This window comes from Shewanella mangrovisoli, from assembly GCF_019457635.1.
GTDB lineage: Bacteria > Pseudomonadota > Gammaproteobacteria > Enterobacterales > Shewanellaceae > Shewanella > Shewanella mangrovisoli.
Genome location: NZ_CP080412.1, coordinates 325,806 through 338,661, shown reverse-complemented (window position 1 = coordinate 338,661; position 12,856 = coordinate 325,806). Strand labels below are relative to the sequence as shown.

The following is a 12,856-nucleotide window of genomic DNA, read 5'->3' as shown; positions in this document are numbered from 1 at the left end:
ACCCAGATTAAGGAACACTATGAGTCGGATATTATTAATCGATGATGACCTTGGTTTATCAGAACTCCTCGGACAATTACTCGAGCTCGAAGGGTTTAAACTCACGCTGGCCTATGATGGCAAGCAAGGCCTAGAACTGGCCCTAGCGGGGGATTACGATCTGATCTTACTCGATGTGATGTTACCTAAATTAAACGGTTTTGAAGTGCTACGCGCCCTGCGCCAACACAAGCAAACACCGGTGCTGATGCTCACCGCCAGAGGTGATGAAATTGACCGTGTGGTTGGGCTTGAGATCGGTGCCGATGACTATTTACCTAAACCCTTCAATGACAGGGAGCTTATCGCTCGGATTCGCGCCATCATTCGCCGTTCACACTTAACCGCCCAAGAGATCCACGCCACCCCGGCGCAGGAGTTTGGTGATTTACGTTTAGATCCCTCACGCCAAGAAGCCTACTGCAATGAGCAGCTGATTATTCTGACGGGAACCGAGTTTACCCTGCTACACACGCTGGCGCTTCATGCGGGTGAATTGATGAATAAAGAAGAGCTTAACGAGATAGTGCTCGGCAAAAAACTCATGCCCTTCGACCGCAGCCTAGATATGCACCTCTCGAATCTACGCAAAAAACTCCCCGAGCGTAGCGATGGCAGACCTAGGGTGAAAACCATCCGTGGCAAAGGCTATATCTGGCTACCATAACGGCGGGAACAACTGTGCCTAATCGCTTATTTATCAAATTACTCCTAGGATTTTGGATCTGTAGCTCGCTGATTATCGCTTTGGTGGGCCTGCTGCCATTGCTGCAGCAAAACCATGACCGCGCCCCAATTCCGCCGCATCTGCAAAAAGTGCTGGCAAGCATAGCGCAGCGTATTCAAGACAATCCCGAGCTAGTCACGTCTGATTTTCTGCGCCGCTGGGAAAGACGTGGCGATATGGAAGGCAAACCCCTTCGACTCTATCTGGCCAACAGCCAAGGCCAAGTGATTAATACCAGTCGAGTGAGCCGTGGCGTACGCAGCTTTATGCTGATGACAGATGAGGAAAAACAGCCGATTAGTCATCAATTTAAAGATGAATTGGTCTTCGGCCCACACCAGTTTACCCTTCAGGGTGAAACCTACTATCTCTATGGTCGCTTGCCGGATATTCACCCTCGCCCCTGGTTCTTCTTCTTTATCGAAAACAAGCTGCTCACCCTAAGCCTAGCCATAGTGCTCTCGGGATTACTGTGCGCCATTCTCGCTTGGCATTTAGGTAAACCATTAAACTCGCTCAAGAAAAGTGCCGACGCCCTCGCCGAAGGTGATCTCAGTAACCGCGTCGATAAGGCGACCACTCAACGTAACGATGAAATCGGTCAGCTCGCCACCGCCTTTAATAGCATGGCTGATTCGATTGAAGCCATGGTGAAGAATCAGCAACGTTTGATGGGAGATATTTCCCACGAACTGCGCACCCCACTAACTCGCCTACAATTGTCACTGGCACTGGCCCGCAAAAAAGGCCAACAGACTACGGAAACCGACCGTATCGCCTACGAGGCAGAGCAACTAGAGAAATTGATCGCAGAGCTCTTGGAGTTGTCGCGGGTCAAACTCAGCACCAATGAGACTAAGGTGCGCCTCGGATTGGCCGAGTCCCTCAGCCAAGTGCTAGATGACGCCGAATTTGAGGCCGATCAACAGGGCAAAAAAATCACTATCGATATCGATGAAGCTATCGAGCTCAGCCATTATCCGAAATCCCTGTCCCGTGCGATAGAAAACCTGCTACGCAACGCGATTCGTTATGCCCAGAGCGATATTCATCTGCTAGCGAGCCAAGCCAACGGCCAAGTACAGATCACCATTAAAGACGATGGTCCAGGGATTGATCCTGCGGAGCTTGAAGCGATTTTCAAACCCTTCTATCGCCCCGATTCGGCAAGGCAGCGAGAAAGCGGTGGTTGGGGTCTAGGACTCGCCATTACCGAAGCCGCCATTAGCGCCCATAAAGGTAAAATCAGGGCCGAGAATCGCCAGCCCCACGGCCTCGAAGTCAATATCAGTTTGCCAACCTAAAAACATAAGGCCCGCTAACACAGTTAGCGGGCCTTATATCATCAACAGTCAACTGCCGTTAACCCTTAATCCCTAGCTGTTTTAACTTACGATACAGGGCATTACGACTAATCCCCAAACGCTTAGCGCATTGGCTCACATTGCCATCGCAAGCACGGTAAGCCTGCAACACGTTCAGATTAATGGTTCCGTGGAGCGAGTCGATGGTGGCGGAGCTAGACTCAGCCAGCTCGTACGGATGTGCCGTTGCTTCTGCTTCGACAACCTCAGTTAAGGTCTGCGACTCACACGCCAAGTTCATTAGCTTTTGAGCAAGGTAATCGGGGAGATGATTGATCTCGAGTACAGCTTCACCTTCGGCCATCAAACAAGCCACCTGCATTAGGTTATCCAGCTCCCTTAGGTTACCGGGCCAATCGTAGCGCATTAGCTGCGCCAACAGCTCAGTACACAAGGTTTGCGCGCTGCTGCGGTGACGGCGGTGCAACTTATGGATGATGCGCTCAATATCCTGCCGCTCACGCAGCGCAGGCAGCCGCACCTGCAATCCATTCAGGCGATAAAACAAATCCTGACGGAACAGCCCCTGCGCCACCAGCGACTCTAAGTCCATATGGGTCGCGGCGATGATCTGAATATCGACCTTAAAACTTTGATTACTGCCGACGGGAACGACCTCGCGCTCCTGCAACACCCGAAGTAAACGACTCTGCGCCGCCAGTGGCATCTCGCCAATTTCATCGAGGAACAAAAAGCCGCCGTGTGCCTGACGGATCTTACCGATAAAACCAGTTCGATTGGCGCCAGTAAAGGCCCCCGCCTGATAACCAAATAACTCAGACTCAACCAGCTCTGCGGGCAAGGCGGCGCAGTTCACCGCCACCAAGGGCTGTGCGCGGCGGGTACTCTGGGCGTGAAGCTTTTTCACAAATTGCTCTTTGCCGACACCCGTTTCGCCAAGCACAAGTAAAGGAATTTGCTTAGTGATCACCTTGTTCGCCTGCTGCCAGGCACGCTCAAGTAACGGGTCACGAAACCTGACACCCAATTGGTTCAAGGGTTTATCTTGAAGGGTTCTGGTACTTTTCGTCTGCGTCAGTGCCAATGCTTGCGTCTGCACATGCAGCGCCGAATCGCGGTGAAAGCCCCCCGCTCGCGCCCAATTATCGCCGAGGTGTTGCTCTAAACTGTCACCCAGTTTGGCCTGACTCAGCAGCTGTTTCGCCATGGGATTACAACCCACAATCCGCCCATCACTGCTGGCGATAACTATGCCTTGCCAGCCGGAATTCAATAGACTCGGCTGCACCGCGAAATCGATTCGATAATGACTATCGGGCAGATGACACAGCAGCGCCGTTTCGACCTGCTGCGCCAGACTCGACACTAGCATTAAGGTTTGCTGCGAATGCCGTTGCTGCTCACTGGTAATATCAAGCACTCCGAGCATCTCGCCTTGGGGTGAAAAAATCGGGCAAGCGGTGCAACTCATAAAGCGGTTTTGGCGGATAAAATGCTGCTCGCCGACCACTGACACCGCCTGCTTGGCCGTGAGCGCCGTGCCTATTGCATTGGTGCCCTTATACTTTTCGAGCCAGTTGACCCCAATATCGAGCGCCACATCAGCCAGCTTGCTGGAATAGCGGCTCACCCCCCAATGTTTCAGCACATAACCATCGGCATCGGAGAGCAATAATCGACTATTAGAGTGCGCCATCAGTTGATTAAATAGCGGTAAGGCATGGGATTGTACTAATTCGATGAGCTGCTGATATTGTTCATGCTTATGTTTGAGCTCCGAACGCGTGAGCCTGAGATCCTCACCGGCATGAAACTCTGACAAGCCAGCACCTAAACTGCGTTGCCATGAATCGGTTAACCATGCCTGTGTGGTTGGAAAATGCGGTTTTACTGTCATAGCCAAGCTCCCCGAGCGCTGTTCCATTTCGGCACACCCATGGTGTGTCGCTGGATGACAAAATGACCACAGGGCACCTTTCCTTCCGTGAGCGCCCCTATTGTTTGGGATCTGCAAAATTAGCTTTTCATCATACTGTTAGCTCAACAAGTGTACAACTCCTGCCAGTTTGGCACTGTCCTTGCGATGTCTGTTTGTACGCAGTGCTCAAGTGTTGCGTAAGAGAACACTAACTTAATCAATAGCTTTGTCAGTCAACTCGATTGGCAAAGGATAAAAATAACAACAGTGCTTAAACCTATTTCAATAAGACCCATTGCTGAGACGCTGCACATTTAGCGTATTCGGCAGCCACAGAAGGAAAACACTATGATTTATGCTCAACCCGGAACCGCTGGTGCCATCGTTAACTTTAAAGAAAAATACGCCAACTTTATCGGTGGCAAATGGGTCGCCCCAGTCAACGGCGAATACTTTGATAATCGCTCCCCCGTCAATGGTCAAAACTTCTGTAAAATTCCCCGCTCCGACTACCGCGATATCGAACTGGCGCTCGATGCTGCCCACGCAGCTAAGGATGCCTGGGGCAAAACCTCGGTCACCGAGCGTGCAAATTTACTGCTGCGTATCGCCGATCGCGTTGAGCAAAATCTCGAATACTTAGCCGTTGCCGAAACCTGGGAAAACGGTAAAGCAGTGCGTGAAACCCTCAACGCCGACTTACCTCTGTTTGTCGATCATTTCCGTTACTTCGCCGGCTGTATTCGAGCACAGGAAGGCAGCGCCGCCGATATCGATGGCAACACCGTCAGCTATCACTTCCCCGAGCCTTTAGGTGTCGTCGGGCAAATCATTCCGTGGAACTTCCCGCTGTTGATGGCTGCGTGGAAAATCGCCCCCGCACTCGCTGCAGGTAACTGCGTGGTACTCAAACCCGCCGAGCAAACGCCTGTATCTATCCTTGTGCTACTCGAGCTAATTGAAGATCTGCTGCCGCCCGGCATCCTTAACGTCGTCAACGGTTTTGGCGCCGAAGCGGGCCAAGCCCTCGCCACCAGCAAACGTATCGCGAAACTGGCCTTTACTGGCTCCACCGAAGTCGGTTACCACATCTTAAAATGTGCCGCCGAATCACTGATCCCATCGACAGTCGAACTCGGCGGTAAATCGCCTAACCTGTATTTCGCCGATGTAATGGACCACGAAGACGAGTATTTAGATAAGGCCGTCGAAGGCATGTTGCTGGCCTTCTTCAACCAAGGTGAAGTCTGTACTTGCCCATCAAGGGTGTTAATCCAAGAGTCGATTTACGATCGCTTTATCGAAAAAGTGCTCGCCCGTGCGCAAACCATCAAGCAGGGCAACCCGCTGGATACCGCCACCCAAGTGGGCGCACAGGCCTCCCAAGAACAGTTCGATAAGATCTTAAGCTATCTCGCAATTGGTAAAGATGAAGGCGCGCAGGTGCTCTTAGGCGGCTCGCTCTGCCAGCTTGAAGGCGAGCAAAGCAAAGGCTATTACATCAGCCCAACGATCATGAAAGGCCATAATAAAATGCGGATTTTCCAAGAGGAAATCTTCGGTCCGGTTATTTCGGTCACCACCTTCAAGGATGAGGCCGAAGCCTTGGCAATTGCCAACGATACCGAATACGGCCTTGGGGCGGGTGTATGGACTCGGGACATGAACCGCGCCCAGCGTCTAGGTCGAGGCATTCAAGCGGGTCGCGTTTGGATTAACTGCTACCACGCCTATCCGGCCCACGCGGCCTTTGGCGGTTATAAAAAGTCGGGCATCGGCCGTGAAACCCACAAAATGATGCTCAATCACTATCAAAACACCAAAAACCTATTAGTGAGTTACGATATCAATCCGCTCGGGTTCTTCTAACCAAACTGAAACTATGCCTTAATAACAAGAAAGGGCCACAGGCCCTTTCTTTGTTTTTCTCGCATTGAACTATAAAAACATACCGCCAGAAGCTTCGATACGTTGGGCGTTTATCCACGCCGCGGCGGGTGACAACAAGACACTGATTGCGCCACCAATATCCTCGGGTAATCCCACCCGCCCCAAAGCCGTTTGCTGCGCTAAAAACTCATTCATTTGTGGATTATCCCGCACCGCACCACCGCCAAAGTCCGTTTCAATTGCACCGGGAGCCAGCACATTAACGCGAATGCCACGCGGCCCCAGCTCCTTAGCCCAGTATTTGGTCATGGTTTCGACCGCGCCTTTCATGGTGGCGTAGGCACCAAACCCCGGGACAGCAAAGCGTGTTAACCCAGTAGAGACATTGATAATACTGCCGTTATCGGCAAGCAGAGGCAGCAACGCCTGAGTTAAAAAGAAGGGGCCTTTGACATGGATATTCATCAAAGTATCGAACTGCTCCACGCTGGTTTCAGCCATAGGCACATGGATACCAATACCAGCATTATTAACTAGATAGTCAAAACTATCCCGCTGCCAAGTCTGTTCGAGTGCGGCTTTTACGCGCAGCGAAAAATCGTTAAAAGATTGGCTATCACCCACATCTAACGGTAAAGCGACAGCCTTGCGCCCGTGCCATTCAATTTCCGCAACCACCTCGGCGGCCGCAGCGGCATTACTTTGGTAAGTTAGAATAATATCAACACCTTGTGCAGCTAAGGTCAGGGCCGCATTTTTACCTAAGCCACGGCTTGCACCAGTGATCAGCGCGATGGGAGTTGTGTTCATTGTGTATCCTCTTCATTCATCTATGTTAATGCCGCCGCACAGCATGGCGATTCCACAGCACACAGCTTATTACTTGCACAAAGAGTGATAAACACACTATAAATGGCAAGACTGTTAGCTATTAGAGAACAATTGCGATGCAAGATAGACTACAAGCCATGCAAATTTTTATGCGGGTAGCTGAATTAGAGAGTTTTACTCAAGCCAGTATCAGCCTAGGTCTATCGAAAACCCATGTATCGAATGTCGTAGCTCAGTTCGAAACCGCACTAGGGGCACGCTTACTACAACGCACCACCCGCACGGTGCGCCTCACTCAAGATGGCATAAGTTGTTATGAGCGCTGTAAAAACTTGCTCACCGACTATCAAGAGTTAGAAAGCCTTTTCCAACTGCAGGCAGTGCAAATTTCCGGTCGCTTAAGAGTCGATATGTCCACGGGGATAGCACGAAACTTAGTGCTTCCCCATCTTCCTGACTTTATTGAACAATATCCCCAGATTGAGTTGGAGCTGAGCAGTACCGATCGCAAAGTCGATATCGTGGCCGAAGGTTTTGACTGCGTGATCCGCGTTGGCAGCGTGCAGCAAGAAGGCGTTATCGCTAAAAAGATTGGCCACTTTAAGATGCTGAACTGCGTTAGCCCAAGCTACATCGCAAAATACGGTAAACCATCGAATATAGAAGAACTTAGCCAAGGGCATAAGCTTATCCACTACGTTGGCCAGTTAGGCGGCAGCGATTCAGGATTTGAGTATCTGAGTCAAGATAATTACGAACTATGCGCCCTAGCCTTACCTAAGCTAATCACAGTCAATAATGCCGATGCCTACAGCGCGGCCTGTCTGGCGGGATTAGGGATTATTCAAGCGCCGAATATTGGGGTGGCTAAATATCTCCAAACCGGAGAACTGATTGAGATCCTGCCAGATTACCCTGCGCCCTCAATGCCGGTGAGCCTGCTCTATCCCCATAGACGACATCTTTCTAAACGACTTCAGGTATTTATGGCTTGGTTAACCGAGCTGCTAACGCCTTTTTTAGTATCGCGTTAACGGCCAGTCTCGATATTCGCTAACCGCTGCGACAGTTCCGCCATCGAGCTTGCCGTGCGGGGATCGCACTCAGGGTTGGCTACGGGGTTAAATGCGAGACGAGGCCCGCCGAACCTACCTAGACGGCTTGGCAGAATATGCAAATCCCAAACTAACTGATCGTAGTAATGCAGCCGCAGGCCATTATCCGCAACTGGCCAATGGGCATAGAGTAAAAACGAATGATAGCTCTGCGAGAGGGAGCGACTCGCCACTAATTTAAAAGATGCATCAAGCAGGCTGCACTCGGTCGATTCTTCAAAGGGACAATCGTAGGAGGTCAGCAGTAAATAGCCTTGGGTGCCATTGGGTAACGAGCAGCGGTACTGGGCCTCAAGCTGTCTTCCCGCGATGTTGGCGCCAGTAGCTTGCTGATTGAAATACAAAGGCTGAGTGAGCGCCTCGGTATCGGACACTCGCAGTGTGAAGGCTGTTATCGGCTGCATGTTGTATCCTTCCTGTGCCTTGAAATCGCTAATTTCGCTTCCAATACAAGCCCATTAAAATCAGGTATCCGACAAAATACGCTAGCAAGTCGAGTGGATCGAAATGGCTACCAATCACGATTCGCGCCAAGCGATTGCCGCCCAACCCCAGCTTGTCCACTAAGCCCCAATATTGGCCAAATTCGATAGCGAAGGCAAACAGCAACACCGCCAGTGCCAACCATGGCGTGTGCCATAACCGGTTAATTGACTCCCCTTTTACATTCACCACGGGCACTAGCGTGCGCGCCATGCAAAACAACAGGATCACCACTAACACGTCACCGACAAAACCGCGAATAAACCCCGGAGGCGCAAAACGCGCGATCAACACTTCGATGATAAACAGCAACACCGCATAAATTAAAAAAGATTTTCGATCGGGCCGACGGCTAAAAAGATGGACAGGCATAAACGGTTAATCCCTTACCTCTCGAAGATGAAGCGGAAAAATCTAGCTGAATACCAATAGCTTAACAAGCTTAGTTCGATGGATTTTTCACTTATTTACCCAGTTAGCTCATCAGAACACCGGGCAAGTTCACTCCGCAAAATTTAAGCGCCGTTTAAGTTTGGCTTTAGTAGCCTGCAAGCACACCACCTTAGGAGCAACAGATCATGTCCTCAAATATGCAGCAAAACATCAAAGTCTGGGATCCCTTGATCCGTACCTTTCACTGGTCATTGGTGGGCTTTTTTACCTTAGCCTACCTCACCGAAGGTGAAGACGAATGGATGAACATCCACAGTTACGCTGGCTACAGCATCTTAACCCTACTGGTATTTCGTCTGTTATGGGGTGTGATTGGCACTCACCATGCGCGTTTTATCAACTTTGTTACCCGCCCGAGCATCGCATTGGCTTACCTGAAAGAACTCTTCACGGGCAAGGCTAAGGATTACATCGGCCACAATCCCGCAGGTGCACTGATGATAGTCGCCCTGGTCCTCAGCATAGGGTTCACGGGCTTCTCCGGTATGGCGCTTTATGCCACCGATGGCCAGGGTCCACTGGCCACAAGCTTTTTCGCCTCTTGGCCCGAGGGCGCACTGAAGGAAGTGCATGAGTTTTTCGCCAACTTCAGCCTGTTTCTTATCGTCACCCATGTCGGCGGCGTGATCATCAGCAGCCTGCTACATAAGGAAAACCTCGTCAAAGCCATGCTGACAGGTAAAAAACAGCGCCCGTTGATCCAACAAGATGAACATCAATAACCGTCACAATCCGACCGCTCAAAGGAGTCGACATGAACAACAACCTGAATAAAAGCCTGATGGGATTGGCACTCACTGTGGTACTGCTCAGCAGTGTTAATGCCAGCGCCGCCAATACCAAGGTCGCCAGCTTGCCGCTCAGCGCCGAGCGAATCGGCTTACAACTGCAACAATATCAGGCACAAGGTGCTGGCCCCTTTAGCGCAGCGGCAGGACAAGCACTGTGGCTACAGCAGAGTGAGGACCGCAGCTGTGCCAGCTGCCACACCGCCAAAGTGACAGACTCAGGTATGCATCAAAACACCCGAAAGCCCATCGAGGCCATGGCGCCGTCGCTCACCAGTAACCGTTTAACCGATGCGGCCAAGATTGAGAAATGGTTTACCCGCAACTGTAACTGGACCTTTAAACGCGAGTGCACGCCTCAAGAAAAAGGCGACGTACTGCTGTGGCTGAGTTTGCAATAACGGCGTTATTCACATCCATTTTAATCATTAAAACCTAAGGAAATATCATGACTAAACAAGCCCATCCCCTAAGCTGGATTGTAGGTTCAACACTCACCGTCCTCGCCCTTGCGATAGGCGCCGTAGGGCTCAGCTTGACCTTTACCAGCACAGGTTATGCCGACGATGGTCGCGAGCTTAATCAAGCTATCCCACAAAATGCAGAATACTCGGCAGAATGCGGTAGCTGCCATATGGCGTATCCCGCAAATTTACAGCCCGCCGAAAAATGGCAGGCAATTACCAGCAACCTAAGCAATCACTTTGGTGATGATGCCAGCATGGCGCCTGAAGCAGCGGCTAGAATTGAGCAATATCTCGTTCAACATGCTGCGCAAAATGGTAAGGTGATGAAAAATAGCAAACCTTTGATTGCCGGAATGGGGCCGCAAAAAATTACCGAGCAGGCATTTTTTATCCGTAAGCACGATGAGATCCCAAGACGCATGGTGCAAGATAACCCCAAAGTCGGCTCATTCAGCCAATGCAGCAATTGCCATAACCTCGCAGAGAAGGGCATATTCGATGAAGATACCGTTAATATTCCTAGCTTTGGTCGCTGGGATGATTAACAGCCCAAGCTGTCTAGCCCATGATGAAGACCTCTCCAACAAAGTGGTCGAATGGGTGAAGGAGGGTAAAGTATTACCCTTCGACACCATCATGCAACGCTATGAGTCGCGCCTTAAGGGGCGCTTGCTCGACCTCGAGGTCGAGCAAAAACACGGGCGCATCATCTATGAACTCGAAATCCTGCGCGACGATGGCGTCGTCTACGAGATTAAGATCGATGCCAAGACGGGTGAATGGCTTAAGGAGAAGGTCGACTAATGCGCTTACTCTTGATTGAAGACGATACTGACTTAGTGGCTCGCCTCATCCCCGCCCTTAACAAAGCGGGCTATACCGTTGAACATGCCAATAATGGTATCGATGGCGCTTTTCTTGGCGAGGAAGAAGCCTTCGAGGCGGTGATCCTCGATTTAGGCTTGCCCGGTAAGCCGGGCTTAAGCGTACTGAGCCAATGGCGCCAAAAGGGCTTGCTGATGCCAGTATTAATTCTTACGGCTCGCGATGCTTGGCACGAACGCGTCGATGGCCTAAAGGCTGGCGCCGATGATTATCTCGGTAAACCTTTCCATGTTGAGGAGCTGCTCGCCAGATTAGAAGCGCTGATCCGCCGCCACTTTGGCCGCGCCGATAACCTGCTGCAACATGCGGGTGTCTCCCTCGATGTGGATAAACAAGCGGTGACCAATGCCGAAGGGGACGTTATCGAGCTCACTAAGATTGAGTATCGCCTGTTGCATTATTTAATGGCCAACCCAACTAAGATTGTCTCCAAATCCGAGTTGAGTGAACGCATTTACGAAGAGGAACAAATCAAAGACAGCAATGTGATTGAAGTATACGTCAACCGACTCCGCCAACGCCTAGGCAAAGACTATATCGAAACGCGACGCGGCCAAGGTTATCGACTCAAGGATGCCTAAGCGTGTATTCACTCAAAGCCTACCTCACCCGCAATCTGCTTATCACCCTCACCTGCGCCATGGTGCTATTGTTGTATTTACTGTTTCAAGGCATTCAAATCTTAACCCAAGACTTTGTCGCCTCGCGCCTGCAACACGATGCCGATAGCCTGATCTCCGCCCTCGAACCACAAGCCGATGGCACTTGGGCACTGAGTACAGACAGGCTCCCCAATGTGTATCACAGGGTCAATTCGGGCCACTACTTTGTGATTAACATCGGTGAGCAGCTATTACGTTCGCGCTCGCTTTTCGATCATGCCGTTTCACTCCCCAATCTTAACGTTGGCGAGCAACAACAAGCCACTCAATACGTGGGCCAGGAACACTGGCTGATGTTCAGCCAGACGATAGTCAAGAATGAGCAAACCATTACCCTGTGGGTGACGGAAGACATAAGCTCGCTCGAGCAAACCCAATTACGCTTTCTAGGCTTTGCGGCGGTAGTGGTACTGCTGACCATTATGATCTTGCTATTTGCGCAGCATCTGTTGCTCAAACGGGGCTTTAAACCGCTAGAGCAAATGCCAGATGCCATCAGGCAACTGCGACTCCAAGGGCAAGAAATCGATACCCAGTACACGCCAACAGAGATTAGCCCTTTGATTGAGGAAATCGAACGTCTCATGAATCAACTGGGGCAAAGGGTACAACGCTCACGCAATGCCTTGGGTAATCTTGCCCACGAAATGAAACGTCCTCTGCAAGGGCTACAATCCTACCTCGATAGCCTAGCGCCTGATCAAAGACGCGAAGGCAGTAAGGTGCTCGCGGATCTGCACCATATTATTGAGCGAGAGCTTAAACGCACTAAAATCGTCGGACTTTCAACCCCTGGGCGTTTCACCGTGCTCAATGACGATCTGCCGCCACTTATCCAAGTGATGCAGCGCATCTATCCAGAACGTCAAATTGATTGTCAGTTTGATAAGAAACTTGTGCTGCCCTTCGATCGGGACGACTTGCTGGAACTGCTTGGAAATCTACTCGACAACGCCTGTAAGCATGCGCATCAACACATACAGCTTCGTATTAAGCAGACGAATACCAGCAATCAAGCGTATCAAATAGAGGTCAGCGACGATGGCGAAGGTGTATCGGATAGCGATTTAACGGTGATTACGGAGCGTGGGATTCGGCTCGATGAGAGCATTCAAGGCCATGGCTTAGGCCTGTCGATTTGCAAAGATATTGTCGAGAGTTATCAGGGGGAACTTAGCTTTACGCATTCAACACTTGGCGGGCTAAAGGTTAGCGTGATATTGCCTCAGTCGCATTAAGCGCACAGCAAAGCAAATACTCTGCTGTGCGATGG

Annotated in this window: 14 protein-coding genes; 10 read left to right on the top strand and 4 right to left on the bottom strand. The window is 50.8% G+C overall.

Annotation, left to right across the window (positions count from 1 at the left end):
- The first annotated feature begins 19 nt into the window (after positions 1–19).
- Together K0H60_RS01580 and K0H60_RS01575 are read left to right on the top strand one after the other, a co-directional pair.
- Positions 20–706: a response regulator gene (locus K0H60_RS01580; RefSeq protein ID WP_011621060.1), complete on the top strand. Its 687-nt coding sequence runs from the start codon at positions 20–22 to the stop codon at positions 704–706.
- A gap of 14 nt (positions 707–720) precedes the next feature.
- On the top strand, positions 721–2,070 hold the full coding sequence (locus tag K0H60_RS01575) for an ATP-binding protein (protein ID WP_011715492.1): 1,350 nt from the start codon (positions 721–723) through the stop codon (positions 2,068–2,070).
- A gap of 58 nt (positions 2,071–2,128) precedes the next feature.
- Here the strand turns inward: K0H60_RS01575 and K0H60_RS01570 are convergent, their stop codons facing one another.
- Positions 2,129–3,988, bottom strand: coding sequence for a sigma-54-dependent Fis family transcriptional regulator (locus K0H60_RS01570; RefSeq protein WP_220057039.1), 1,860 nt, complete (start codon positions 3,986–3,988; stop codon positions 2,129–2,131).
- Between the two features lie 369 nt (positions 3,989–4,357).
- Between K0H60_RS01570 and exaC the strand changes: the two genes are divergently transcribed.
- Complete coding sequence (gene exaC / locus K0H60_RS01565) at positions 4,358–5,878, top strand: acetaldehyde dehydrogenase ExaC (RefSeq protein ID WP_011621057.1); 1,521 nt, start codon at positions 4,358–4,360, stop codon at positions 5,876–5,878.
- Positions 5,879–5,947: 69 nt separating this feature from the next.
- Here the strand turns inward: exaC and K0H60_RS01560 are convergent, their stop codons facing one another.
- Entirely contained in the window at positions 5,948–6,709 is a 762-nt protein-coding gene (locus K0H60_RS01560; RefSeq protein ID WP_220057038.1) for an SDR family NAD(P)-dependent oxidoreductase, read from the bottom strand.
- Between the two features lie 137 nt (positions 6,710–6,846).
- On the opposite strand from K0H60_RS01560, the gene K0H60_RS01555 reads away from it, so the two are divergent.
- Positions 6,847–7,764 carry a LysR family transcriptional regulator gene (locus tag K0H60_RS01555; RefSeq protein ID WP_220057037.1) on the top strand — a complete coding sequence of 306 codons (918 nt, stop codon included), beginning with the start codon at positions 6,847–6,849 and terminating at the stop codon, positions 7,762–7,764.
- Here the strand turns inward: K0H60_RS01555 and K0H60_RS01550 are convergent.
- Both K0H60_RS01550 and K0H60_RS01545 read right to left on the bottom strand, forming a co-directional pair.
- Entirely contained in the window at positions 7,761–8,249 is a 489-nt protein-coding gene (locus K0H60_RS01550; RefSeq protein ID WP_220057036.1) for a hypothetical protein, read from the bottom strand. The two genes, K0H60_RS01555 and K0H60_RS01550, sit on opposite strands and share 4 nt — an antisense overlap.
- Positions 8,250–8,277: 28 nt before the next feature.
- Complete coding sequence (locus K0H60_RS01545; RefSeq protein WP_220057035.1) at positions 8,278–8,700, bottom strand: ribosomal maturation YjgA family protein; 423 nt, start codon at positions 8,698–8,700, stop codon at positions 8,278–8,280.
- A 206-nt stretch (positions 8,701–8,906) separates the two neighbouring features.
- On the opposite strand from K0H60_RS01545, the gene K0H60_RS01540 reads away from it, so the two are divergent.
- From K0H60_RS01540 to K0H60_RS01515, 6 genes are read left to right on the top strand one after another with little or no spacing between them, the layout of a single operon-like run.
- Complete coding sequence (locus K0H60_RS01540; protein WP_220057034.1) at positions 8,907–9,503, top strand: cytochrome b/b6 domain-containing protein; 597 nt, start codon at positions 8,907–8,909, stop codon at positions 9,501–9,503.
- A 32-nt stretch (positions 9,504–9,535) separates the two neighbouring features.
- Positions 9,536–9,970: a DUF1924 domain-containing protein gene (locus K0H60_RS01535; protein ID WP_220057033.1), complete on the top strand. Its 435-nt coding sequence runs from the start codon at positions 9,536–9,538 to the stop codon at positions 9,968–9,970.
- A gap of 47 nt (positions 9,971–10,017) precedes the next feature.
- Positions 10,018–10,581 (top strand): diheme cytochrome c, encoded by a 564-nt coding sequence (locus tag K0H60_RS01530; RefSeq protein ID WP_220057032.1) that lies wholly within the window; start codon positions 10,018–10,020, stop codon positions 10,579–10,581.
- A complete protein-coding gene (locus tag K0H60_RS01525; protein ID WP_011621049.1) occupies positions 10,574–10,840 on the top strand; it encodes a PepSY domain-containing protein in 267 nt (88 codons plus the stop codon). The genes K0H60_RS01530 and K0H60_RS01525 overlap by 8 nt, the downstream gene beginning before the upstream one ends.
- The gene (locus K0H60_RS01520; RefSeq protein WP_011621048.1) at positions 10,840–11,502 is read left to right on the top strand and encodes a winged helix-turn-helix domain-containing protein; all 663 of its coding nucleotides are present in this window, start codon (positions 10,840–10,842) and stop codon (positions 11,500–11,502) included. The genes K0H60_RS01525 and K0H60_RS01520 overlap by 1 nt, the downstream gene beginning before the upstream one ends.
- A gap of 2 nt (positions 11,503–11,504) precedes the next feature.
- On the top strand, positions 11,505–12,821 hold the full coding sequence (locus K0H60_RS01515; RefSeq protein ID WP_220057031.1) for a sensor histidine kinase: 1,317 nt from the start codon (positions 11,505–11,507) through the stop codon (positions 12,819–12,821).
- Positions 12,822–12,856: the final 35 nt, after the last annotated feature.